Origin of the sequence: Massilia orientalis, from assembly GCF_030411975.2 — a bacterium.
In the GTDB taxonomy this organism is placed as follows: Bacteria; Pseudomonadota; Gammaproteobacteria; order Burkholderiales; family Burkholderiaceae_D; genus Telluria; species Telluria orientalis.
This window is the reverse complement of sequence record NZ_JASNRB020000001.1, coordinates 108,895-132,592: the sequence shown is the minus strand read 5'-3', so window position 1 is coordinate 132,592 and position 23,698 is coordinate 108,895. Positions and strand designations below refer to the sequence as shown.

Annotated in this window: 19 protein-coding genes; 11 read left to right on the top strand and 8 right to left on the bottom strand. The window is 67.1% G+C overall.

Annotated features, from left to right (window positions below; translation table 11 throughout):
* Positions 1–97 precede the first annotated feature (97 nt).
* On the bottom strand, positions 98–907 hold the full coding sequence (locus QPK29_RS00580; protein ID WP_371769273.1) for an NAD-dependent epimerase/dehydratase family protein: 810 nt from the start codon (positions 905–907) through the stop codon (positions 98–100).
* A 190-nt stretch (positions 908–1,097) separates the two neighbouring features.
* Here QPK29_RS00580 and QPK29_RS00575 point away from each other — a divergent pair, with 190 nt between their 5' ends.
* On the top strand, positions 1,098–4,037 hold the full coding sequence (locus QPK29_RS00575; RefSeq protein WP_371769272.1) for a glycoside hydrolase family 2 protein: 2,940 nt from the start codon (positions 1,098–1,100) through the stop codon (positions 4,035–4,037).
* Positions 4,038–4,040: 3 nt separating this feature from the next.
* Positions 4,041–4,751 carry a GntR family transcriptional regulator gene (locus QPK29_RS00570; RefSeq protein WP_371769271.1) on the top strand — a complete coding sequence of 237 codons (711 nt, stop codon included), beginning with the start codon at positions 4,041–4,043 and terminating at the stop codon, positions 4,749–4,751.
* Here the strand turns inward: QPK29_RS00570 and QPK29_RS00565 are convergent.
* The gene (locus QPK29_RS00565; protein ID WP_371769270.1) at positions 4,736–6,007 is read right to left on the bottom strand and encodes a tetratricopeptide repeat protein; all 1,272 of its coding nucleotides are present in this window, start codon (positions 6,005–6,007) and stop codon (positions 4,736–4,738) included. The genes QPK29_RS00570 and QPK29_RS00565 overlap by 16 nt on opposite strands.
* Between QPK29_RS00565 and QPK29_RS00560 the strand changes: the two genes are divergently transcribed.
* From QPK29_RS00560 to QPK29_RS00540, 5 genes are all read left to right on the top strand, one after another.
* On the top strand, positions 5,991–6,173 hold the full coding sequence (locus tag QPK29_RS00560) for a hypothetical protein (protein WP_371769269.1): 183 nt from the start codon (positions 5,991–5,993) through the stop codon (positions 6,171–6,173). The two genes, QPK29_RS00565 and QPK29_RS00560, sit on opposite strands and share 17 nt — an antisense overlap.
* A 151-nt stretch (positions 6,174–6,324) precedes the next feature.
* Positions 6,325–10,038: a TonB-dependent receptor gene (locus tag QPK29_RS00555; RefSeq protein WP_371769268.1), complete on the top strand. Its 3,714-nt coding sequence runs from the start codon at positions 6,325–6,327 to the stop codon at positions 10,036–10,038.
* 3 nt (positions 10,039–10,041) lie between these two features.
* Complete coding sequence (locus tag QPK29_RS00550; RefSeq protein ID WP_371769267.1) at positions 10,042–13,323, top strand: discoidin domain-containing protein; 3,282 nt, start codon at positions 10,042–10,044, stop codon at positions 13,321–13,323.
* Positions 13,324–13,421: 98 nt separating this feature from the next.
* Positions 13,422–14,444: a glycoside hydrolase family 43 protein gene (locus tag QPK29_RS00545; RefSeq protein WP_371769266.1), complete on the top strand. Its 1,023-nt coding sequence runs from the start codon at positions 13,422–13,424 to the stop codon at positions 14,442–14,444.
* Between the two features lie 96 nt (positions 14,445–14,540).
* A complete protein-coding gene (locus QPK29_RS00540) occupies positions 14,541–14,975 on the top strand; it encodes a hypothetical protein (protein WP_371769265.1) in 435 nt (144 codons plus the stop codon).
* On the opposite strand, the gene QPK29_RS00535 is transcribed toward QPK29_RS00540, so the two are convergent.
* On the bottom strand, positions 14,976–15,467 hold the full coding sequence (locus QPK29_RS00535) for a phage regulatory CII family protein (RefSeq protein WP_056125469.1): 492 nt from the start codon (positions 15,465–15,467) through the stop codon (positions 14,976–14,978).
* An 82-nt stretch (positions 15,468–15,549) separates the two neighbouring features.
* Between QPK29_RS00535 and QPK29_RS00530 the strand changes: the two genes are divergently transcribed.
* Genes QPK29_RS00530 through QPK29_RS00520 form a run of 3 tightly spaced genes read left to right on the top strand, consistent with a single transcriptional unit; the run spans position 15,550 to position 17,915 of the window.
* On the top strand, positions 15,550–16,305 hold the full coding sequence (locus QPK29_RS00530) for a hypothetical protein (protein WP_400189709.1): 756 nt from the start codon (positions 15,550–15,552) through the stop codon (positions 16,303–16,305).
* Between the two features lie 5 nt (positions 16,306–16,310).
* Positions 16,311–17,111: a DUF2491 family protein gene (locus QPK29_RS00525; protein WP_371769263.1), complete on the top strand. Its 801-nt coding sequence runs from the start codon at positions 16,311–16,313 to the stop codon at positions 17,109–17,111.
* Positions 17,112–17,150: 39 nt separating this feature from the next.
* On the top strand, positions 17,151–17,915 hold the full coding sequence (locus QPK29_RS00520) for a coiled-coil domain-containing protein (RefSeq protein WP_160408124.1): 765 nt from the start codon (positions 17,151–17,153) through the stop codon (positions 17,913–17,915).
* A 15-nt stretch (positions 17,916–17,930) separates the two neighbouring features.
* On the opposite strand, the gene QPK29_RS00515 is transcribed toward QPK29_RS00520, so the two are convergent.
* From QPK29_RS00515 to QPK29_RS00500, 4 genes are all read right to left on the bottom strand, one after another.
* A complete protein-coding gene (locus QPK29_RS00515; protein WP_371769262.1) occupies positions 17,931–18,902 on the bottom strand; it encodes a family 43 glycosylhydrolase in 972 nt (323 codons plus the stop codon).
* A 70-nt stretch (positions 18,903–18,972) separates the two neighbouring features.
* Positions 18,973–19,458 carry a signal peptidase II gene (lspA, locus tag QPK29_RS00510; protein WP_371769261.1) on the bottom strand — a complete coding sequence of 162 codons (486 nt, stop codon included), beginning with the start codon at positions 19,456–19,458 and terminating at the stop codon, positions 18,973–18,975.
* Positions 19,459–19,764: 306 nt separating this feature from the next.
* The gene (locus QPK29_RS00505) at positions 19,765–20,214 is read right to left on the bottom strand and encodes a hypothetical protein (RefSeq protein ID WP_371769260.1); all 450 of its coding nucleotides are present in this window, start codon (positions 20,212–20,214) and stop codon (positions 19,765–19,767) included.
* A complete protein-coding gene (locus QPK29_RS00500; RefSeq protein WP_371769259.1) occupies positions 20,211–21,218 on the bottom strand; it encodes a S41 family peptidase in 1,008 nt (335 codons plus the stop codon). Before QPK29_RS00500 ends, QPK29_RS00505 begins: the two co-directional genes overlap by 4 nt.
* Before the next feature lie 109 nt (positions 21,219–21,327).
* Between QPK29_RS00500 and QPK29_RS00495 the strand changes: the two genes are divergently transcribed.
* The gene (locus tag QPK29_RS00495; protein WP_371769258.1) at positions 21,328–22,938 is read left to right on the top strand and encodes a right-handed parallel beta-helix repeat-containing protein; all 1,611 of its coding nucleotides are present in this window, start codon (positions 21,328–21,330) and stop codon (positions 22,936–22,938) included.
* Positions 22,939–22,960: 22 nt separating this feature from the next.
* Here QPK29_RS00495 and QPK29_RS00490 read toward each other — a convergent pair whose 3' ends face one another.
* A complete protein-coding gene (locus QPK29_RS00490) occupies positions 22,961–23,698 on the bottom strand; it encodes a hypothetical protein (RefSeq protein WP_400189708.1) in 738 nt (245 codons plus the stop codon).

Here is a 23,698-nt window from a genome sequence, read left to right as displayed (position 1 = left end):
TCCGCGCAGCCGGAACTTGGGCCCCTGCCTGCGCAGGGGCGACGGTGTGGTCGGACGTCAGACGACATCCGGCGTGCCGACGCGCGCTGGCGGCCTGTTACGGACGGTATTTCGGCCCGTTGTGCAGGAACACGCCGCCCTGGTAGAAGGTCGCGATGTCGTCCGCAGGCGGATACTGGACTTCCGCCGGGAGCTTGTCCGCGAACTGCTGCGAGCTGTCCTTCGGCTTGTAGCGCAGGAAGGCAGCGTGGCGGTCGTCCCACCAGCGGCCCTCGTTGTCCGAGATGCCGAACGTGATCGTGTGGCCCACGCGCGGCGTGGTCAGCGAGCGGTGCAGCAGTTGCACCAGGTCGTCGAGCGACAGCCAGGTGACCAGCTGGCGGTAGTTCGTCGCCTCCGGCCAGCAGTAGCCGATGCGGATGCAGACGGTCTCCACGCCGAAACGGTCCCAGTAATAGCGCGACAGCGTCTCGCCGAACACTTTCGATACGCCGTAATAGCCGTCCGCGCGCGGGGGCATCGTGGCGTCGACGAGGTCCGTCGTCTTGTACATACCCATCGTGTGGTTCGTGCTGGCGAAGACGACGCGGCGGATGCCCAGCTTGTGCACGGCTTCGTACAGGTTGACCATGCCGAGGATGTTGGCCTGCATGATCGGCGCCCATTCCTCTTCGGTGGAGATGCCGCCGAAGTGCAGGATGGCGTCGACGCCTTCGCACATGCGCATGACGGCGTCGCGGTCGCCCAGGTCGCACAGGACGATTTCCTCGTGCGGCGCGGCCGGGCCGAAGTCGGCCACGTCGGACAGGCGCACGATGTCGGCGAATTCGTGCAGGCGCTCGCGCAGGCGGCGGCCCAGGTTACCGGCGGCGCCGGTGAACAGGATGCGTTTGAATGGTTTCGTCATTTGTAGTCGTTGATACGGGAAGGGAAAAGCGGCACGGGGACAAGCCCGCGTGCCGCAATGCTAACAGCGTTCCCGGCCCGTTGGCCAGTCCGGACCAACGCTCATCGTGGTGAGTAATTGGCCAGGGTACGAAAAAGTCGAATACTGGACTGCTAGTATTTTAGCGACATCCACCCCGATACCGACCTTCATGAACCTACGTCTTGCCTTGCTGCTGGTGCTCGCCGCCGCCGTCCCCGCGCATGCCGCGCGCGCCCTGTACGATTTCAATCCCGGCTGGAAGCTCACGGTCGGGGACCCGGCGGACGCCGCGCGCCCCGCCTTCGACGACAGCGGCTGGAAGGCCGTCAGCCTCCCGCACGCCTGGAACGAGGACGATGCCTTCCGCAAGGACATCGCCGACCTGTCGACGGGGATCGCCTGGTATCGCAAGCATTTCAGGGTGCCCGGCCTGAAGCCCGGCCAGAAGGTGTTCCTCGAATTCGAAGGCGCGCGGCAGGCCGCCGAAATCTTCGTCAACGGCAGGCGCGTGGCGCTGCACGAGAACGGCATCAATGCGTTCGGCGTCGAGATCGCGGCGGCGCTCGTCGACGGCGACAACGTCGTGGCCGTCCGCACGGACAACAGCTGGGACTATCGCGAGCAGGCGACGGGCCAGCGCTACCAGTGGAACGACAAGAACTTCTTCGCGAACTACGGCGGCCTGCCGAAGAACGTGCGCCTGCACGTCACGGAACCCGTGTACCAGACCTTGCCCCTGTACGGGAGCCTCGGCACGACCGGCGTATACGTGTATGCGCGCGACTTCGACATCCCGCACCGCAAGGCCGCCATCACGGCCGAATCGCAGGTGCGCAACGATTCCCCGAAGGCGCACCGGGTCGCGTACGAGGTCGAGCTGCGCGACAAGGACGGCAAGCGCGTCGCGCGCTTCGGCGCGCCCGCGCAGACGATCGCGCCCGGCGCCACCGTCACGTTGAAAGCCGGCGCGCCGGTCGCGGGCCTGAATTTCTGGAGCTGGGGCTACGGCTACCTGTACGACGTCGTGACGACCCTGACGGTCGACGGCAAGCCGCTCGATGCGGTCACGACCCGCACGGGCTTTCGCAAGACCGCGTTCCGCAACGGGATGATCGAATTGAACGACCGCGTGATCCAGGTTCACGGCTATGCGCAGCGCACGACGAACGAATGGCCGGCGGTGGGCAGCGCCGTGCCGGCGTGGCTGTCGGATTACAGCAATGGCCTGGCGCTGGCCAGCAATGCGAACCTGATCCGCTGGATGCACGTGACGCCGTGGAAGCAGGACGTGGAATCGCTCGACCGCCTCGGGATGATGGAGGCGATGCCGGCGGGCGACTCGGAAGGGGACGTGAAGGACCGCCGCTGGGAGCAGCGCCTCGACGTCATGCGCGATGCCATCGTCTACAACCGCAACAACCCGAGCATCGTGTTCTACGAAAGCGGCAACAAGGGCGTCAGTGCGGACCACATGCGCGCGATGAAGGCGCTGCGCGACGAATTCGACCCGTATGGCGGCCGCGCGGCCGGCAGCCGCGAGATGCTGAGCCAGGAGTTGCAGCACGTCGCGGAATACGGCGGCGAGATGCTGTACATAAACAAGAGCGCGGGCATGCCGATGTGGGCGATGGAGTATTCGCGCGACGAGGCGCTGCGCAAGTACTGGGATGAGCTCTCTCCGCCGTACCACAGGGACGGCGACGGGCCGCCGCACAAGGGCCAGGACGCGAGCGTCTACAACCGCAACCAGGACACCTTCGCCATCGAGGACGTCCAGCGCTGGTACGACTACTGGCGCGAGCGTCCCGGCACCGGCACGCGCGTGTCGAGCGGCGGCGTGAACATCGTGTTCTCCGATTCGAACACGCACCACCGCGGCGCCGAGAACTACCGCCGCAGCGGCGAGGTCGACGCCATGCGTATCGCGAAGGACGCGTTCTACGCTCACCAGGTCATGTGGGACGGCTGGGTCGACGTGGAGCATCCGCGCGCACACATCGCCGGGCACTGGAACTACCCGGCGGGCACCGTCAAGCCGGTCACGGTCGTCTCCAGTGCGGACCACGTAAAACTGTTCCTGAACGGGAAGGAGGTCGGGCCGGCCGTACAGAGCGCGCGCTTCCTGTTCACGTTCGACCGGGTCGCGCAAGACAAGGTGGCGTGGGCGGCGGGCGAACTGAAAGCGGTCGGCTACGACGCGCAGGGCAAACCCGTGTGCGAGACGACGCTGGCCACCGCCGGTGCGCCCGTCGCGTTGAAACTGACGCCCATCGTGTCGCCGCAAGGCCTGCGTGCCGACGGCGCCGACATGGCCCTCGTGCAGGTGGAAGTGGTCGACGCCGCGGGGCGCCGCCATCCGCTCGCGCAGGACATGGTCGACTTCGACGTGCAGGGCCCGGCCGAATGGCGCGGCGGCATCGCCCAGGGGCCGGACAACTACATTCTCGCGCGCGCGCTGCCGGTGGAGGGCGGCGTCAATCGGGTGTTGCTGCGCACGACACCGCAGGCGGGGCGCATCGTCGTCCGGGCCCGCGCGCAAGGCCTGGCGCCGGCCGAAGTGGCGCTGGAGTCGAAGCCGGTGAGATCGAAGGATGGCCTTGCGGCCTTGCCGCCCATGCCGCCCGTTCACCTGGACCGCGGACCGACGCCCGCCACGCCCTCGTTCACGGTGTCGCGCGTGGCCGTGCCGGTGACCGCCAGCGATGCGCCGGACGGGATCAAGTCCTACGATGACGACGAGACCACCGCGTGGACGAGCCAGGCCGGCGCCACGCCCGCGATCACGTACACGCTCGCGCGGCCCGCGCGGCTCGCGCAAGTCGTGCTGAAACTGACGGGCTGGCGCGAGCGCGGCTATCCGCTCAAGGTCTATGTCGACGGCCGGGAAGCATGGAGCGGCCTGACGCCGAAGAGCCTCGGCTATGTCACGCTGCCGTTGCAACCCGTGCGGGGCCGCACCGTGCGCATCGAGCTGGCCGGCCGGGCGGAAGAGGGCGGCGGCATCAAGCTGACGGAGGTCGCCCACCAGGCGAATACGGCGACGGGAACGAAAGGCGTGTCGACGGCCGTGCTGTCCATCGTCGAGGCGGAATTCTACGAAAGGCCCTGAGCGATGAGCGCCCTCGACATCCCGTTCCGCCTGGACCGCTCGCGCAACGCGACCGTGCAGGTGTTCGAGCACCTGCGCGCGCAGATCGTGAGCCTCGCCCTGAAACCCGGCGCCGTGCTGGCGCGGCCTGCGTTGTGCGAGTACTTCCAGCTGTCGCAAAGCCCCATCCGCGAAGCGCTGCTGCGGCTGGAAGAAGAGCGTCTCGTCGACATCTACCCGCAGCACCAGACGCGTGTGCGGCCCATCGACCTCGCGGCCGCGCGCCAGGCGCATTTCTTCCGCCTGTCGGTGGAACTGGAAATCGCGTGGGTGCTGGCGCGCCAGCCCCGCCCGGACCTGGGCAAGGCCCTGCAGGACCTCGTCGCGCGCCAGCGCGGCTGCCTCGAAGCGGACGACCTGGAGAGCTTCACACGCATCGACATGGATTTCCACCTGCGCATGTACGAAGTGTCCGAGCTGCCCGACCTGTGGTCCATGATGCGCCGCTGCAGCGGCAACCTGGATCGGCTGCGGCGCCTGCACCTGCCGTTGAACGGCAAGGCACGGTCGATCCTGCGGCAGCACGGCCAGATCGCGCGCTGCATCGGGCTGGGCGACGCGGCCGGCGCCCGGCGGGCCGTGCGCCAGCACCTCGCGGGCACCCTGCAGGCGCTGGACGTGCTGCGCGCCCGCTTCCCCTGCATGATGCTGCCGGTGGACTACGAGCCGGCCTGACCGTGCGGCGGGTGCAGCACGGTGTCGGCGCGCTTGCGTTCGTCGGCCGTCAGCGTGGGCGCCAGTGCCTGCAGCGCGGCCGCCGCGCGATCGTGGCCGGCCTGGCGTGCCAGGTCGAACATCACGTATGCGGTGGCCGGATCCCTGGCGCCGCCTTCGCCGTGCGCGGCCATCGCGCCCAGGTTGAACATGGCGTCGGGCTGGCCCTGGCGCGCCGCCGCCGCGAACCAGCGGCGCGCGGTGGCGAGGTCCTTGCCGACGACCTCGCCGCTGTAGAAATAGGTGCCGAGCGCGAACCGGGCATCGGGGTCGCCCTTCAGGGCCGCCTCCTTGTAGTACACGATGGCCTTCGCGGGATCGGCCGGCACGCCTTCGCCCAGGTCGTGCATCCGTCCGGCCGCGAACAGGGCGGCGGGAATGCCGGCGCGCGCGGCCGCTTCGAAATACGCGCCCGCCAGTTTCAGGTCGCGCGGGACGCCGTCGGCCGTGTAGTACGCGAGCCCCAGCACGTATTGCGCCGGGGCGTAGCCATAGCCGGCCGCCTTTTCGTACCACGCGCGGGCCTTGTCCGGAGCGCGTGCGACGCCGATGCCGCGGTCGTACATGCGTGCCAGCATGAAGGCGGCGTCGATGCGGGGCGCCAGCAGGTCGGAGCGGGCGGGGTCGTACGGCTTGTGGTCCACCTTTTCCAGCCACGCGACAGCCTGCGCGCCATTCTTCGCCGTCCCGAGTCCGTACAGGTGCATCCGCGCCAGCATCAGCGCCGCGTCGTCGTAGCCGATCTTCGTCCATGCGGTGCCGAACATGTCCAGTGCGCGCGCGTAGTCCTTGTTGTCGAAGGCTTCGTAGCCCAGCGCGAGCGTCCTGTCGTTGCGGACGATGCGGTTGCGGCCCGCCGCAAAGTGCCAGTCGGCGCCGCGGCAGCCGGAGACCCGCGCGACGGCGGAAGACAGGTTCGACACGTCGCCGTCCGGCGCCAGGTCCGAAGCGCGCGGGACGTCGTTCGACAGGCTGTCGTCCAGGCCGAAGTCGCGCATGTACGCGGTCGTGACCGGATCGTAGGCGGGATTGTACGGGTCCATGAACGCGCACGACGACGCGGACCGGCCGTTCAGGATGCGGTCCTTCGCGGCGTTGATCGCATGGGGATCGCCGGCCCGCGCGCGGGGACCGTTCACGGTCACGGTGTCCGTCTGTGCCTGGACGGAAGACGCCAGCGCGACCGAGAGCAGGGCAGGGATGATGGTTGGCTTCATCGAGTCTCCTCGTTATGAGGTCAAGGATAGCGCAGCGCGCGCGGCCGAATCGCTCACCGGATTGAGCGATTCGGCCGGGGCGGCACGCGGGCGGCGCGTTGCGATAACCATCGATGCGGCAAATGCGCGAATCGACGCCAAAAAGGAATCGCAATCGCGGCGTTGATCGGTTCGTGTGGTGTTTGCGCACGCACTTCGCTCAAGCGGATGAGTATTTCCTGCTGATATATCACGGCGGCTGCACACGACCCTACACTGTTTTCAAGCCGACCCAGACAAAAACAGACCGCGCAGTGGTCTAACAAGGAGACAGAAAAATGCACGACATCCGACAGGTCATTCGCCCCACCCGCCTCGCCTACGCCGTCTCGCTGGCGGTCGCATCCCTGATGGCGGGCCAGGCCGCGTTCGCGCAGGACGCCACGCCGCCGCAGGGCGCCACCAACGCGCAGGCGCCGGCCAGCGGCGCGGGCGAGGGCAGCGCCGCAACGGCCGCGCCGCAGGGCAACCAGGAGATCGCGAGCGGCATCGCCACCGTCGTCGTCTCGACCCGCAAATCGCAGCAATCGTCGATCGCCCGCAAGAAGAACGCGGCCACCGCGCTCGATTCCATCGTCGCGGAAGACGTGGGCTCGCTGCCGGACCGGAACATCGGCGAGGCGATCTCGCGCATGGCCGGTATCGCGCTCGACCGCGGCGATTTCGGCGAGGGCGTCACCGTGGCCGTACGCGGCAACGGACCGGACCTGACGCGTGTCGAGATCGACGGCATGGCGGTGCAGTCGGCCAACAACGCGGCCAGCGGTCGTGGCAGCGAATTCCGCCAGCTTTCGGCTGACCTGATCAAGAGCGTGGACGTGGTCAAGGGCTCGACGGCCGACATGGTCGAGGGTTCGCTCGGCGGCGGCATCATCATCAAGACGCGCACGGGCCTCGATTTCAAGGAGCCGTTCGCGTCGGTGCGCGTGGCGGGCACCACCAATAACCTGAACAAGAAGTGGGAGCCGGACACCAACGTCATCCTGTCGCGCAAATTCATGGACGACCGCCTCGGCGTGATCCTGAATGCGTCGAAGTCGACGACGGCCAACGAGCAGCACCAGATGCAGGTCGCGACCAGCGCGGCCGCGGGCTACGCGCGCCTGATCGACTTCGACAACTCGCCGCAGAAGACCTTCACGTACAACCCGTCCACGCTGAACATGGCGGACCCGGCGTCGACGACGCCTGCAGGTCCCGCGGCCGGCTCCACGGGCATCTATCCGTACACGAACGGCACCGGCAATTACAACACGTATTCGCCGTACGAGATCCTGACCAGGTCGGCCGCGGCGCAGACCAAGGCGGACTGCTACAGCGCGTTCCCGCAACTGGCCACCACGGACGGGACGCTGAAGAACCTGAGCGCGTCGAACCGGACGAATGCGGTGAACGAGCGCCAGAACGAATTGATCAGTTGCCTGAACCAGTGGAACGACTATACGCCTTCGCTGGTCCGCAACAAGATCCAGACCGAGATCGACCGCCGCCAGGACCTCGACCTGCGCGCCGACTTCAAGGTCAACCGGGACCTGGTGGTGTACGCCAAGGGCAGCTATTCCAAGCGCCATACCGACAACAAGACGTCATTCCTCAACCTGGGCGGCATGAACGTGAATACGGCGAAGACGTTCGTGGACGCGAGCGGCGTGCGTTCGGTCGCGCCGGGTGCGAGCGGCGCCGGCTACTACCTGTACCCGGGTAATGTGAGCTACCTGAGCGGCGGACCGGCCGTGCAGGGCGCCGTGACGAACGTCGACCCGTCGACCGTCACGGTGGACGCGAGCCACCACGTGACCAGCTTCAGCATCAGCGACGGCGCGGCCGGTGTCGACCAGATCTTCCAGAAGTCCGATACGATCACCAAGTATTTCCAGACCGGCGGCGAATGGAACCACGGCGGCATGAAGGCGGAGTGGCTGGTCGGCGACGCCAAATCCAACTACACGACAGAGACCTTCCGCACGACGTTCAGTTCCTACTACGGGGCGGCACAGATGTCGGTGACCCCGAACGGCCTGTGGACGTACAACTTCCCGCAGGGGTCGACCTTCGACCTGTACAACCCCGCGAACTATGCGCGCCTCGTGCAGCCGGCCGCCGCGGCGGCCGTCACCAGCGGGAACACCTACATCAACAGCGTGCCGGCCTACACGGCGAACCAGCAGCCGCTGCTTACGTATTCGCAGCCGCAGCTGACCTACACGCCGGGGATCACGGCGACGGAGGAACGCACGGCGAAGGCCGACTTCACGTTCCAGGTCCCGGAATCCATTCCGTTCTTCACCCGCTTCAAGACCGGCTTCAACTTCCGCGACACGCGCTACGACACCCGCGGCGGCAACGGCTACCAGGTGAGCACGGACCCGATCGTCTATGCGATCCCGGGCCTTGTCCGCAGCACCCTCGTGGGCTGCCAGGACACCGCCGGTTCGCTGGGCGCGGGCGGGAACAAGTGCCAGTACGGCTATGTGAAGAGCAATCGCTGGGACAGCCAGAGCTCGGGCATCGTGACCGTGACGCCGCAGCAGTTCCAGGACATCATCGCCAAGTCGCTCAACGGGAACATCACCAATACCCAGCTGTTCAACGGCGCCAACGGCCAGTTCGGCGGCGCCGTGACCAACTGGCCGAACATCGATGTGCAGAAGGTGTTCCAGCTGGCCGGCATCACGAACGCGAACCTGGACTGCGTCACCAGCTGCACGGGCACGGACGGCAAGCCGCACGAAGCACCCGTGACGAGGATGAGCGAGCGTTCCGAGGCCCTGTACGTGATGGGCGATTTCAACATCGACCGCATCCCGTTCACCGGCCGCGCGCTGCCGTTCGACTGGCAGGTCGAAGGCAACCTGGGCTACCGCTACATCCGCACCAAGATCCACGGCATCGGCAACATGCAATTCCAGTCGATCACGCGCACGCCCGCGTTCGATCCGGCCAGCCCCAACGCGGCCGGCGGCATCAACGACGTCACGGTGTCGACCAACACGGCGGTGGACGCCACCACGCACGACTTCCTGCCGATCTATAACCTCGCGATGTGGCTCGTGCCGGACACGTTCGTCGTGCGCTACAACCGCGCCCGCACCGTCGCCCGTCCGCCGGTGACCAATCTCCTGCCGTCGGGCCTGTGCCGCTACGACGAGCGCGTCGACGCGCAGGGCACCCAGACCTGCACCAAGACCGTCGGCAACCCGGCCCTGCAGGCGCAGAAGAACCTGAACCAGAACTGGAGTGCGGAATATTACCCGAGCAAGGACACGATGTTCTCGCTGTCCTACTTCAACCAGCGCGGCATCGTGGGCCCGTCGATCGTGCAGACCGAGAACGGCACGCTGGGCCTGGCCCTGGTCGACCCGACGACGGGCAGATCGCTGGCGGAACTGCCGTTCTCGTTCCCGACCTACGAGAACGGCGTCCCGACCACCCGCAAGGGCTGGGAATTCAATACCAAGACCGCCTTCACGTTCCTGCCGTGGCGCCTGCGCTACCTCGGCTTCGACGGGAACTACACGAAACTGGCTTCGGTCACGTCGACCCAGAACATCGTCGACCTGCTGACCGGGACGCCGCTGCCGCCGCTGCGCGAATCGAAGTTCCAGTACAACTGGGCGATCTGGTATGACGACGGCCGCCTGTCGGCGCGCGTCGCGGTGCAGGGCGTGGGCAGCTACTTCAACAATATCGCGGGTTCGTCCTCCAACTACCTGAACAACTACCCGAACGCGAGCGGCAACGCCCGTCCGCCGGCCTACAACCCGGGTTCGCCGAACTTCAAGGACGCGACGCGCTACGTCGATGCGAAGATCCAGTACCGCATCACGCCGGAACTCGACGTGTTCATCGAGGGACGCAACCTGAACAACGCGGCAACCAGCAACAGCCAGGGTTCGTACGTACCGTTCGAGAACGGCACCCCGAGCATCCTGGACTACAGCTACGCCGGCCGCCGCATCATGGTGGGCGCGAACTACCGCTTCGGCGGCTGACGCATGAGGAACCTGCTGGGTATCGCCGCGCTGGCCTGGGCCGCTTCGGCCGGCGCGGCGGACACCATCGACCTGGCCGGCGACTGGCGTTTCGCGCTCGACCGCGACGACGCCGGCGTGGCGGGCCACTGGGAAAGCCGCACGCTGGCGGACCGCATCCGCATCCCCGGCATCCTGAACGCACAGGGCTACGGCGACGCCATCACGGTGCAGACGCCGTGGGTGCTGTCCCTGTACGACAAGAACTGGAACCTGCGCGCGGACTATGCGGCATTCACGAAGCCGGGCCAGGTGAAGGTGCCGTTCCTGAGCCAGCCGCCGCGTCACTACCTCGGCGCGGCATGGTACCAGCGCGACGTCGAGGTGCCGGCCGCCTGGCGCGGCAAGCGCGTCGTGCTGCACCTGGAGCGGCCCCGCTGGGGTTCCGGCGCGTGGATCGACGACCGTGCGCTGGGTACCGACCTTTCCCTCGTGGCGCCGCACGAGTACGACATCGGCCCCCTCGCGCCGGGCCGGCACCGCATCACGGTGCGCGTGGATTCGCGCGTGCTGATGGCGTACCGGCCGGACTCGCACAGCATCTCCGATTCGCTGGGCATGAGCTGGAACGGCATCGTCGGCAAGGCCGAGTTGCGCGCGACGTCGCCCGTCTACATCGCGGATGCGCAGGTGTTCCCGGACGTGGCCAGCCGCAGCGTGCTCGTGAAGCTCGAGGTCGGCAATGGCGGCGGCAAGGCCGGGGCGGGGACCGTCGCGGCCAATGGCCGGCGCATTCCCGTGCGCTGGACGGCGGACGGCGGCCATGCCGAATTCCGCGTGCAGTATCCGAAGGAGGCGGCGACATGGGACGAGTTCCATCCGGTGCTGCAAGCGCTGCAGCTGCGCCTCGCGGGGCCGGGCGCCGACGACGCGCGCGACGTGTCGTTCGGCTTCGTGCAGGTGGCGGCGCGCGGCACGGACATCCTCGTCAACGGCCGCCCCGTGTTCCTGCGCGGGACGCACCACGGCGGCGACTTCCCGCTCACCGGCTATCCGCCCACGGACGTCGCGTACTGGAAGAAGATCTTCGCCATCAACAAGGCGTGGGGCATCAACCACGTGCGCTTCCACTCGTTCACGCCGCCGGAAGCGGCCTTCCAGGCGGCGGACGAAGTGGGTATCTACCTGCAGCCGGAGCCGGGGATGTGGAACCGGTTCGAGCCCGGCACGCCCATCGAACAGGCGCTGTACGACGAGACCGAGCGCCTGATCCGCGCGTACGGCAATCATCCGTCGTTCCTGCTCCTCAGTCCCAGCAACGAACCGTCGGGGCACTGGAAGGACGTGTTCGCGAAGTGGACCGCGCGCTTCCGCGCCGAAGACCCGCGCCGCCTGTACACGAACGGCACGGGCCACACGGAGCCGGTCGTACCGGATCTCGACAAGGACGTCGACTACCTGGCCGTGCAGCGCATCGGCCCGAAACCGCTGCGCAACAAGACGGGCTGGTTCGGGCGCGACTACGCGGCGTCGCTGGACGGCATCCGCGTGCCCGTCGTGTCGCACGAGGTGGGCCAATGGGTGGCGTATCCGGATTTCTCCATCATCGACAAGTTCACGGGCTATCTGCAGCCGGGGAACTACGAGATCTTCCGCGAATCCGCCCGCAGTCACGGCGTATTGGACCGCAACCGCGAGTTCGCGCTGGCGTCCGGCCGCTGGCAGCTGGCGTGCTACAAGGAAGAGATCGAGGCGGCGCTGCGCACGCGCGGCCTCAGTGGCTACCAGCTGCTGGACCTGCACGACTATCTGGGCCAGGGTACGGCGCTCGTCGGCATCCTCGATACGTTCTGGGCGTCGAAAGGCTATGCGACGCCCGACGCGTTCCGCCGCTTCAACGGCGCGACGGTGCCGCTGGCCCGCCTGACGCGTTCCGTGTTCACGACGCGCGACGCGTTCGACGTGCCGGTGGAGATCGCGCACTACGGCGCGCGGCCGCTGGCCGGTGCGCGGCCGTGGTGGCGCATCGAGGACGATGCCGGGCGTGCGGTGCTGCAAGGGCGCTTCGCCGACCTCGATATCCCGATCGGCAAGAACATCCCGCTGGGCCGCGTCAGCGCGGACCTCGCGCATCTGCCTGCGCCCGCGCACTACCGGCTCGTCGTGGGGCTGGGCGGAACCGATATCGCCAACGACTGGAATGTCTGGCTGTATCCGGACCAGGTCGACGCGGCCGTTCCAGGCGGGGTGCTCGTGACGCATGCGTGGCCGGAAGCCGAAGCGCGGCTGGCGCAGGGCGGCAAGGTGCTGTATCTGCCGCGCAAGGCGGACCTGGACTGGACCTCGCCGCCGCTCGCGGACGTCCCCGTGTTCTGGAACCGGTTGATGAATCCCGCATGGTCGCGCATGCTGGGCCTGTGGATCGATCGCGCGCATCCCGCGCTCGCCGGCTTCCCGTCGGCCGATCACATGGACTGGCAGTGGAGCGGCCTGGTGGCCGGCGCCCGCGCGTTCAATCTCGAACGCCTGCCGGCCGGATTGCGGCCCATCGTCCAGCCCATCGACGACTGGAACCGCAACTACCGTCTCGGCGCCGTGTTCGAGGCGAAGGTGGGCGGCGGCCGCTTGATGGTGGCGACGTTCGACCTCGAGACCCGCCTGGACGAACGTCCGGCCGCGCGCCAGTTACGCCGCTCGCTGCTGGACTACATGGCCGGCCCACGCTTCGCGCCCGCGACGGCCGTCGATCCCGCCGCGCTGCGCGCCAGCCTGTTCGACACGCGCGTGATGAAAAAACTCGGCGCGACAGCAAGCGGATGGCCCGAGGCGGCGAACGTCGTGGACGGCGACCCCAATACGGTCAGTCTCGTCGCGGTGAAGGGCGATGGGCCGCGGCCGCAGCCGGTGTTGACGATCGCGTTCGCGCAGGCCGTGCCGTTCGACGGGCTGGTGCTGATGCCGCGCCAGAATCACCGCGACCACGAGGGCGACGTGCGCGAGTGGTCCATCCAGGCCAGCGACGACGGCACGACGTGGCGCGACGTGGCCCGGCCGACGCTCGCGTCGACGTTCGATCCGCAGACCGTGCGTTTCGGGCACACCGTCACGGCGCGCTGGCTGCGGCTGACGCCCCTGTCCGGATTCGGTGCGGACCGGGCCAGTGCGCTGGCCGACGTCGCGGTGCTGTACGCCGGCCCGGCGCTGCCGGACGAAGCGGGCGAACTGGAATACAGGCGCTCGCGGTCGACGTCGGCCGACGTGGACGAGGCGGGGATGGACGACAGGCCGCGCCGCCGGACCCGGTGAATTCGTATCGGTGGCGCGAAAAAATTCATTGGTCGGGTGGACGCCACCCGACTATCATCCGATCATCGCCGCCAGCCTGCGTTCTTTTTGGAGCTCCGATGTATCGCTTGACCGTACGCGCCTTGCCGGCGCTGGCCCTGTGCCTCGCCGTCGCGTTCGCGCCGGCCCACGCCGCCGAACCCGTGTTCCACAATCCGCTCGTGCAGCAGCGCGCCGACCCGCAGGTGAGCCTGCAACCGGACGGCTGGTACTACTACACGGCGACCGTGCCGGAATACGACCGCATCGAGATCCGCCGCGCCCGTTCCCTCGACGACCTGGGCGCCGCGCCGGCGAAGACCGTGTGGCGCAGGCACGCCACCGGCGCGATGGGCGCGCACATCTGGGCGCCGGAAATGCACCGTATCGACGGCAAGTGGTACATCTATTTCACGGCCGGCAGCGCCGAGCATCCGTGGGAAATCCGCCTGTACGCGCTGGAAAACGCATCCGCCGATCCGTTCGCGGGCGAGTGGGTCGAGCGCGGCCAGGTCAAGACGGGCTGGGAATCGTTCTCGCTGGACGCCACCACGTTCGAACACCGCGGCCAGCGCTACCTCGTGTGGACACAGACCGCGCCGGACGGCAGCAAGGGCACCAACATCTACCTGGCGAAGATGGACACGCCGCTGTCGATCAAGGGTCCGGCCGTGCTGCTGACGAAGCCGGAGTACGCGTGGGAGAAGGTCAAGTTCGCCGTCGACGAGGGCCCGGCCGTGCTGGTGAGCCACGGCCGCGTGTTCGTCACGTTCTCGGCCAGCGCCACGGATGCGAACTACTGCCTCGGCTTGGTCAGCGCGCCGGCGGACGCCGACCTGCTCGATGCGAAGTCGTGGACCAAGCTGCCGGAGCCCGTCTTCAGGAGCAGCGAGAAGAACGGCCAGTGGGGCCCCGGCCACAACGCGTTCACGACGACGCCGGACGGCAAGACCGACGTGCTGGTCTACCACGCGCGCAACTACCGCGAGATCCAGGGCGATTCGCTGCACGACCCGAACCGCCACACGCGCGCGCAGGCCATCCGCTGGCGCGCGGACGGGATGCCGGATTTCGGCGAACCGGTCGCCGACGCTCCCCGGTAATTTAACCGTTGCTTTACCGCCCGGCACACTGGCAATGTGACCGGAAAGTCTGGTATTGTTGTCGCCGTCGCAACAAAAAACAAGACGGAGGACACAATGAGCGGTGCGGGCGGTACGGGCGGAGGAACGGGCCAGTTCTTCCTGGGGCTGGTGCTGATGTGCGGGGGCTTCTACCTGCTCCTCAACAGCGTGGTGGTGAGTTCCAGCTTCGGCCTCGGCACGCGCCTGTTCGGCGTGGTCGGCTACGGCATCACGGGCGGGATCGTCCTCATTCCCCTCGTGATCGGCATCGCCATGATCTTCTACAACGCGCGCAACGTGCTGGGCTGGCTGCTGGCGATCTGCGCGTTCGCCGCGCTCGTGTTCGGCGTGATCGCGTCCGTGAACATGTCGCTGCGCACGATGTCGGCGTTTGAGCTTATCTGCATCCTCGCGCTGGCGTTCGGCGGCCTCGGGCTGTTCCTGCGCTCGCTGCGCGGCGCAGCCCGCGAAGAAGCGGCGGCGGCGCCCGAACGCCGCCTGCGTTCCTGATCAGCGGATGCCCGCCTCGGTCTCCTGGCGCAGACGTGCGCGCCAGGCGCCCAGGGCGGACAGCGCGGCATGGAATTTACGTTCGATCAGGTCGGCCTCGACCGGGGTGACGGTGCCGTCGAGCAGGGCGGTCGACACCGCCTCGGCCACGGCGCCCACGTCGCTCATCACGCGGCAGACCGTTTGCGACAAGTCGTCCTGGCGCGCCTGCTCCGGTTGCGGCACGACGAACGCCGCCATCCCGTGGCGCACCAGCAGCGCGTGCAGCGGCAGGTGCGCTTCCTGCACGCCGGCCTTGTGGCAGCACTCGACGATCTGCGACACCTCCTCGAACGACGGATAGTGCGATGCGATCGTGGGCGACAGCTTGTTGCGCAAGACATTGGCGGACATGTCCAGTTCGCGTGCCAGCGCGTCGATGCCGCCGGGGTATTTGCGCGCCACCGTGTACAGGGCATCGTGCTGGTTCATGTCGAGGTAACGGCGGGTCATGGTATTCCTTTGCTAATTTTACCGGTGCGTGCGACCATCGCGGTCGTTATGCTGATTCTAACTTTCGATCGCTTCCATGACCATGTTGAAGTCTTATAACGTCGCGCTCGTGCTGGCCCTGCTGCTCCCGCTGGCGCATGTCGGCGCCGTCGACGCGAAGCCGTCCTCGTCGAGCTCCTTCAAGAGCGGCTTTTCGTCGCAGCGCTCGTCGTCGCCACCGCGGCCGTCGTATTCGTCGGCGAAGTCGAGCGGCACCAGCTTCGGCGCGTTCAGCCGGCGTTCGGCGCCGCCCGACGCCGCGCCGCAACCGGGCAGATCGTCGGGCGGTTTCGGCTCGTTCGGGGGCGGGTCGGCCACGCCGCGGAAATCGGATTCGGCGCTGTCGCGGAAGCTGGACAGGAACACGTCGGAAGCGAACGCGCTGCGCACGCTGGACGCGCGCCGGCAGGCGCAGGCCGATGCGGCGCGGGACACCCGGCCGGTGCCTGGATACGAGCAGGGAGGGAGCGCGCCGACGTATGCACCGCCGCCCGTGCAGCAACAGCAGCCGCCGGTGATCGTGCGCCAGGACAGCGGCCTCGGTCACGTGATCGCGGGTGCCATGATCGCGAACGCCTCGCGCGGCGCGCATGCGAACAACAACGGCTATCCGGGCGGATATGGGGGCGCAAGCGCGGGCGGGGCGTCGTCCGCGTCCGGCGGCGGCACGTCGTTCCTCGGCGTGTTCCTGACCTTGTGCGTGCTGGCGCTGATCGGCTGGGGGGTGTACTTCGCGTGGCGTCGCCTGCGCCGCGGCCGGGAAGCAAAGAAACCGAATTATTCGTTCGAAAGGAATTGACGAGAATGGCCTGGAAGGATGTCTTCAGCTATGTGCGTGCGGTGGCCGCCAACAAGGGTGTGACGAAGGGCGCGACGCGCGCCGACGACGACGTGCCGCTGGGCGCGCGCATCGGCAGCGTCGTGCAGATCCAGATGTCGCCGATCATCCGGGCGCAGACGAACGGCTCGCTGATCGCGATGCCGGCCGCCGCGGACACGCGCATTCTCGCCGTGTCGCAGATCCGCCTGCAGCCGGGTATGGAGCTAAACCCGGTGGAGTTGTACCGCCTGTACCTGGACAAGGGCGACGACGCGGCCGACGAGAAATTCCTGCAGGTGTTCTGCGGCGACGACGGCAAGGTGGCCGAAGTGCTGTACTGCACCCAGCTGGCGCGCGTGATTCCGGAGACGGCCGACGACCAGGATGCGTACACGGGCGTGGCCGGCTACGGCCTGGGCGACGCGGGCTACACGCTGTGGCGCGAACAGTTGGCCGACATGGTGGGGGCGCAAGAACTGGCGACCGTGTTCGGGGAATCCGACCGTCTCGACTACACCCGCGATGCCGGTGCGCGGGATGCGCAGTTCGTCAACCCGTTCAAGGGCCGCGAGACGCGCATCGACGATGCGCAAGGGCAGCACGGCCTGCGCCAGGAAATGTATTTCATGCCGTACGTGCGCCAGCTGGCGGATGGCGGCCGCGAATATCTATTGATCACGACGGAGATCGTGGAAAGCGTCGATGGCGACGCCGGCAGGCGGGGAATCCACGTCGACTTCGTGATCGGCATCCCCGTCGAGCAGGAACGCATCGTCATCCAATAACTGTAGTAACCGTTTTCTTCACCGCAGAAAGGAACAACAATGAGCAACGCTAGTGGATGGGGCCTGACCGCACGACTGGTCACGAAGCATTTCGGCGCACTGGGCAACCGCATCGCCGAGGCCATCGCCAACTTCGACCCCGAAACCGCGACCGAGGCCGACCGTGACCGCCTGGTCGCCACGCTGCGCGAAACGGCGCAACTGCTGGCGACGTCGCGCGCGTCGTTCGACAAGGAGCATGGCGACGTGGTGAACCTGCAGAACCTGATCGCCAACGACGAACGCGCCGCCGAGAAGCTGGCCGAGCGCCTGGCCGCCGGCACGATCTCGGAAGCGACCGTGACCATGTTCTGCGACGAGCTGGAAGCGAACAAGGCCCGCCTGCCGCAGGAAATCCAGGAAGAGGCGGATGCGAAGGCCTACATGGACGAGCTGCAGAAGATCGTCGATGCGCTGTCGAAGCAGCTGGCCGAATTCGACGCCCAGGCCAAGAAGGCGATGCAGGCGCTGGCGGCCGCCAACGCGCAGAAAGAGCTGCAGCAACTGCGCATCGAGCGCCAGGAACAGCTGAATGGCCTCACGAGCATGCGCGGCAACTCGACGGCGCTGTCGGCGCTGACCCGCCGCGCCCAGGCCGTGACGAACGAAGCGTCGGGCCTGCGCATCGTCGCCGACATCGGCCAGAAGCCGCTGGACCAGCAGGCGGAACTGGATGCGATCCGCAAGTCCGTCAGCCAGCCGGAAACGGCCGGCGAGAGCGCGCTGGAGCGCCTCAAGCGCCTGTCGGGCAAGACGGCGGCTTGAGGACGAGATCCCGGGTCAGTCGTTCGGCTGGCCCGGCTTCACCGCGACCTGCCTGATCGAGCCATCCGCGCCGTATTCGAGCGGCGCGATGGCGATCGAACGGCGGTAGCCGCCGCCGCCCGGCAGCAGGGCGTCGTGGTAGAACACCCAGCTCTTGCCGTCGTGTTCGAGGATGGCCTGGTGGTTCGTCGAGATCTTCAGGTAGTCGATCACGACGCCGCGGTACGTGAAAGGGCCCATCGGCGAGCTCGCGGTCGCGTACAGGATCTGGCCGGGCCAGCCGGACGAGAACGTGAAGTAGTACACGCCGTTATGCTCGTGCATGAACGGTGCCTCGCCATATTTCTTCTTTGTGTCGGAGGCGGACAGGCCGTCGATCTTCACGATGCGGATCGGGCCGTCCAGCGAGATCATGTCCGGCTTCAGCTTGACGACCTTCGGCACGCGCGTGCCGAAGTACATGTATGCCTGGCCGTCCTTGTCGATGAAGACGGCCGGATCGATCGGCTCGTCGCCCGCGTTCACGTCGCGTTCCCGGTCGACGAGCGGATCCTTGCGTGCATCGACGAAGCCGCCGTCCGGGCGGTCCGAGACGGCCACGCCGATCTTGTCGCCGCCGACGGGCGCATAGAAATAGTACTTGCCGTTGCGGTAGGCCGCTTCCGGCGCCCATGCCTTCGCATCCGGCCGCGCCCATTTGAACACCGTGACGGCCAGCGGCACGCCGGCGTCGCGCCACGTCTTCATGTCGGGCGACGTGTACAGGCGCCACGTGACGGAATCCCAGTACTTGCCGGTGTTCGACGCGTCGTCGGTCGCGTACAGGTAGAACTTGTCGCCCTTCGCGGCGGGGAAGAAGTGCGGCGACGGGTCCGCATTGAAGCGGGAAGCGATGGGCCGCCCCGTCTCCGGCGCGGCCGCCTGGGCGGCCAGCGCGAGCGATAGAGTGGGTACGAGAACGGCGAAGAAACGGCGTGTCAGGTGCATGGCGGCTCGTGGTCGGATAATGAACGAACACGCATCCTAGCACAGCTTGCGCGGCAAATGATATCGATAACTAAACGTTCCCGTGCCTGGTGGAACCGCTCGCCAGGACGAGGAACATCGCGCCGCCGAAAATCCACACGTCGGCGACGTTGAAGGAATACGGGTTGTCGATCGCGCAGCAGCTCACGTTGATGTAGTCGGCCACCGCGCCGTACACGATCCGGTCGTAGGCATTGCCGAGCGCACCGCCGATGATGGCGCCGGACGCCAGCAGCAACGGCCACCCCGACTTGTTGCGTACCCAGAATGCCAGCGCGATGGACGCGACGATACTGATCGCTACCAGCAGCCAGCGGGCGTCGAACCCGTTCAGCAAGCCGAAGTTCACGCCCTTGTTCCAGGCCATCACGAAATTGAGGTAAGGGGGCCAGGCGGGGATCTTGTGGAGGGATGCGAGGCCGAGCCGCTCGACGATGACGATCTTGGAGAGGCGGTCGAGGCCGAAGAACACGAGCGCTGCGACAGCGGTGCGCAGCAGGGGGCTAAAGGAAGTCATTCGTCAGCGAGTCTTGGATGGTGAGATCGACATCACGATCAGCCCAGCGAGTCGGGGAGGTCTGAAGGACATGGTGCAATCGATATGAGTGATGTAGGGTCTGGACGTGCGTTTGGCGCATCCTGCAGTGTACGGTCAATGTTGTCCTGGCGACAAGGGAGCGTGTACTCCCGGCCCGAACACGTCGCCGAAACGCGCGCCCTGCGTCAGCCGCCGCACCTCGCGGATGCGCTGCGCACCGATGGCGCCGCACTCGACGAGGTAAGGCTCGCGCCGGTCGAGCTGCACGGCGACACCCTCGTCGAATCATACGGGCAGTTCGAAGACCCGCGTCCAGAACCCGGGACGCTGCGCCACTTCGGCATGGATCAGCTCGTGGGCCGTGACGTCGATGCTGAAGTGCGCCAGGTTCAGCACCACCTCGGTACGCAACGGCGAGATGAATGCCGTGCCGGGGACGTCGTCCGCCAGGCCGAAGCGCGCTGCTTCGTGGTCATCGGCCGCGATGTTCGTCATGGGCCGCGCCACCGGTACGCCAAACGTCGCGGCGATGCGCCCGCGGGCGGCGTGCAGGGCCGTCAAGGCACGCTGGCGCGCCTCGGGCGGCAGACCGCGCGCGGCATAGACACCGTCGTCGATCTGCACATGGCCCCCGGCGCCGACGAAGGCGCGGTTCACCCACGCGGACGCGCACAGCGCGCGGACGGGAATGGCCAGCGCCGACGCGAACAGCACGAATTTGATGAGTTTTCTCATGGAGACGGGGCCGCGTCCAGCTGCCTCCGCAGCATGTCTTGCGCCACCGCGAGTGCAGCGGCGGGCGGCGCGGCGACATCCGGGATGACGCCCGCGCCTTCCCAGTTCGTGCGGGTAATCGGGCTGATGGTGCGGCTATGCGGGATGGCGGCAAAAAAATGCTCGCCGAGGCGATACAACGCTATCGGATGGGCACCGCCCCACGTCCGTGCCCCGACCACGGTGGCGCGTTTCAACGCCTGCATCGTATAGGTGAAATCTTCCCCGGCGGACGCCGTCCCCGGGCCGGCCAGGATCGCGACAGGCTTCGTGCCGCCATAGCGTCTGCCGTCGAGTGCGCCTTCGGTCCAGGTCTGCGTCGTCCGCCCGGAATCGCGCGACCAGACGTCGTTCAGGCGCGTGGGGCGGTCGACGAAATAGCTGATCAGCAGCGCCACCGATGCCGGGTCGCCGCCGCTGTTGTCGCGCACATCGACGATGAGCGCATCGGTATCGGACAGCTTGTCCAGTGCGGACGCATACGCTCCCGCCACCGCGGTACGGGGCGGGAATGACGATATCCGCAGATAGCCGATGGCGGGACTCAGGTGGTCGGCGTTCTCGACTCCGTCATGCTGGCCCCGGGCGGCGCCGGACGCCGCCCTTGGCATGACATCCGGCTCGACGCCGGGACGCAACCGCTTCGGGCTGAACTTCACCTTCATGTGCAGGTCGTGGGCCACGGACGCCATATCGGCCGTGAGCTGTGCGGCAAACTGCTCGCCGCTTGTGATGGCGCCGTACGCGCCATCATGCTGGCGCTGTCGCAGCAACATTTCGATCTGCTTTGCCTTATCGTGGAACACGTAGTGCTGGTCGAGCCGGGCGACCAGCGTATCGATCGTTTGTGCGCGCGTCGTGCCGTCGACCGACAGGTCGGGCCGGAAGAGGTCAGGCAGGGCAACGACGGTACCGGCCAGCCCCAGCGACAGCAAGATCGACAGGATGAACAGGTTTCTCTTCAATTCTTTCCTCCTGGCTGAGCAGAGTATCGGAAAGCCTGGCCGCGAAATGCGTGGATTGTCACAGCGTTCGGTAATCATATTCGACACCGTGCCGTGTTAAGCTCGCCTCATGCATATCGTTCCCAGCCCGATCTTCGCCATGTTGCTGGCCGCGGCCGTCAGCGCCAGCGCTTCCGCCGCCACATTGTCCGTCGGCCCGGGCAAGGCGTTTTCCGCACCGTGCGCCGCCGTCGCCGCCGCGCGGGACGGGGACACCATCGAGATCGAAGGCGGCACCACGTACAAGGGCGACGCCTGCAAGATCGCCCGCAACGGCCTGACCATCCGCGGCGTGAACGGCCGTCCCCGGATCGATGCGGCCGGCAAGGAAAACGGCGGCAAGGGTACGTGGGTCGTGACCGGCAACGACATCGTCGTCGACAACGTCGAGATGACGGGCGCGAAGGTCGCCGACCAGAACGGTGCGGCGCTGCGCCTGGAGGGCACCAACTTCACGTTGCGTCACGGCTTCCTGCACGATAACGAGAACGGCATTCTCAGCGGCCACAACGAGAACAGCGACATCCTCATCGAATACACCGAGTTCGGTCACAACGGCTTCGGCGATGGCCAGACCCACAACCTGTACATCGGCAAGGCCAGGAGCCTGACCTTCCGCTACAACTATTCGCACGATGCGAACGTCGGCCACAACCTGAAGTCGCGCGCGATGACGAACACGATCGTCTACAACCGCTTCTCGAGCACGAATCCGGGCGACAAGGGCAGCACGGCCTCGGGCCAGCCGAGCTACGAGATCGACCTCCCGAACGCGGGCACATCCTACGTCATCGGCAACGTCATCCAGCAACCGGCGGCCAACCAGAATCCGTCCATCGTGGCGTACGGGGAGGAAGGTGCGACCAATCCGGGCCAGGACCTGTACTTCGTCAATAACACCGTGGTGAACGACTTCGCCGGCGGGACGTTCCTGTTCGTCAGCGGCAAGGTATCGACGCCCGCGCTCATCCAGAACAACATCTTCGTCGGCAACGGCACACTCAGTACGCAGTCCAGCGCAATACTGAAGAACAATTACCGCGCTTTCGCGGCAGACTTCGCCGATCGTTCGACCGGCAGCTTGCGGCGCTTTGCCAGCGCGCTCGTGATCGGCGCGGGCACCGACCCGGGCAAGTCCGCCGCCGGCGTGGCGTTGGCGCCGACGGGGCAGTACAAGGACGTCGCGTCGGGCGAAGGGCGCCCCGCGTCCGGCGTGCTGGACCTCGGCGCCTTCGAGGTGCCGGGCGCTCCGGCGCGTGCGAAAGCGGTCGCCTGGACGGAATGCGCCGCGGAGAGCAAGGTCTGCCGCTTCAGCGGCACGCGTGAAGTGCGTTTCGGCAGCGAGGGCGTGTACACGTCGAAGATCGTGACCGCATCGACGCCCTGCACGACGGCCGTGTTCGGCGACCCGGCGCGCGGCCTGGCCAAGAGCTGCAGCTATGCCGACGTCACCACGGCGGCGCCGGCTGCCCCGGCGAAAACCGCCGCGGCGAGCGCCTGGACGCCGTGTGCGGGCGAGGGCGCCATCTGCCTGCTCAGCGGTACCAATCGGGTGCGTTACGGTACCGAAACCAAAAACGTGACCAAGGTGTTGACCGGTCCCGTGACGTGCTCGAACGCCACGTTCGGGGATCCTGCCCACGGTTCCTTGAAGACCTGCAGCTATCGGGCGGGACGGTGACGGCGCCGGATCGGTGCATGGGTCAAGCGTCACGTCGCATGCGGTCGCCGCGTCGGCGCACGATCATGAAGGCGACCCGGCCAACGACATAAGCCGCAAGTGCTGGCGGCAGGAGGACCAGCAACCCGAGCGGGACTACCAGGAAGGTGTTTGCGCCGACGTCGGGCGAACGCAAGGCGCCGATGGTGGTCCAGCCGACGACGGCCACGACAATCCCACCGAGGAACGAGGCCAGGTACGCCCGCCGGTGCCAGCCCGCGTACACGCAGACCATCGCGGCCACCAACCAGGTCAGGTTGTCATGGAAGAGCGGCGCCGACGCGAACGCAGAATATGCCGCGGCGCCGTGCATGAAGGAGTTGTTCAGGCCACGCGTGGCGGCATCGTCGCGGATGACACGGCGCTCACGTTTCATGAGCGATAGACACGACTCCAACAAGGCCCACAGGATGCCGGTGATCCCAAGCCGCATGAACAGCCAGTTCGTCTCGATACGTCCCTGGACCTGCTTCTTTCTTTGCTCGACGTCGATTGTGATGGGACTGAACGGGTAGCCGATCCGCAGGCGGTGCCAACGCTCCTTGAAGCGGACGTCAAAGCTGTCGAGGTTGATGGCAAACACGACGTCCTCTTTCAGCCGCACGAAGGTGCCGGTCCTGTCTTCCAGATCGTCCCTGCCGAGGGCAGTCCAGGAAGGCCGGTAGCTGTCGAACATCGTTTCGTAGGTGGGAATGGCATTCAGCATCAGGAGCAGTACCAT

Excerpts from the sequence above, each read along its gene's own strand:
- QPK29_RS00515 (WP_371769262.1), bottom strand. The coding sequence starts at position 18,902 with ATGCACCTGACACGCCGTTTCTTCGCCGTTCTCGTACCCACTCTATCG.
- QPK29_RS00530 (WP_400189709.1), top strand. The coding sequence starts at position 15,550 with ATGTTGAAGTCTTATAACGTCGCGCTCGTGCTGGCCCTGCTGCTCCCG.
- QPK29_RS00580 (WP_371769273.1), bottom strand. The coding sequence starts at position 907 with ATGACGAAACCATTCAAACGCATCCTGTTCACCGGCGCCGCCGGTAAC.
- QPK29_RS00540 (WP_371769265.1), top strand. The coding sequence starts at position 14,541 with ATGAGCGGTGCGGGCGGTACGGGCGGAGGAACGGGCCAGTTCTTCCTG.
- QPK29_RS00525 (WP_371769263.1), top strand. The coding sequence starts at position 16,311 with ATGGCCTGGAAGGATGTCTTCAGCTATGTGCGTGCGGTGGCCGCCAAC.
- lspA (WP_371769261.1), bottom strand. The coding sequence starts at position 19,458 with ATGACTTCCTTTAGCCCCCTGCTGCGCACCGCTGTCGCAGCGCTCGTG.
- QPK29_RS00545 (WP_371769266.1), top strand. The coding sequence starts at position 13,422 with ATGTATCGCTTGACCGTACGCGCCTTGCCGGCGCTGGCCCTGTGCCTC.
- QPK29_RS00560 (WP_371769269.1), top strand. The coding sequence starts at position 5,991 with ATGATGGTTGGCTTCATCGAGTCTCCTCGTTATGAGGTCAAGGATAGC.
- QPK29_RS00570 (WP_371769271.1), top strand. The coding sequence starts at position 4,041 with ATGAGCGCCCTCGACATCCCGTTCCGCCTGGACCGCTCGCGCAACGCG.
- QPK29_RS00505 (WP_371769260.1), bottom strand. The coding sequence starts at position 20,214 with ATGAGAAAACTCATCAAATTCGTGCTGTTCGCGTCGGCGCTGGCCATT.
- QPK29_RS00535 (WP_056125469.1), bottom strand. The coding sequence starts at position 15,467 with ATGACCCGCCGTTACCTCGACATGAACCAGCACGATGCCCTGTACACG.
- QPK29_RS00555 (WP_371769268.1), top strand. The coding sequence starts at position 6,325 with ATGCACGACATCCGACAGGTCATTCGCCCCACCCGCCTCGCCTACGCC.
- QPK29_RS00490 (WP_400189708.1), bottom strand. The coding sequence starts at position 23,698 with ATGGTACTGCTCCTGATGCTGAATGCCATTCCCACCTACGAAACGATG.
- QPK29_RS00550 (WP_371769267.1), top strand. The coding sequence starts at position 10,042 with ATGAGGAACCTGCTGGGTATCGCCGCGCTGGCCTGGGCCGCTTCGGCC.
- QPK29_RS00565 (WP_371769270.1), bottom strand. The coding sequence starts at position 6,007 with ATGAAGCCAACCATCATCCCTGCCCTGCTCTCGGTCGCGCTGGCGTCT.
- QPK29_RS00520 (WP_160408124.1), top strand. The coding sequence starts at position 17,151 with ATGAGCAACGCTAGTGGATGGGGCCTGACCGCACGACTGGTCACGAAG.
- QPK29_RS00495 (WP_371769258.1), top strand. The coding sequence starts at position 21,328 with ATGCATATCGTTCCCAGCCCGATCTTCGCCATGTTGCTGGCCGCGGCC.
- QPK29_RS00575 (WP_371769272.1), top strand. The coding sequence starts at position 1,098 with ATGAACCTACGTCTTGCCTTGCTGCTGGTGCTCGCCGCCGCCGTCCCC.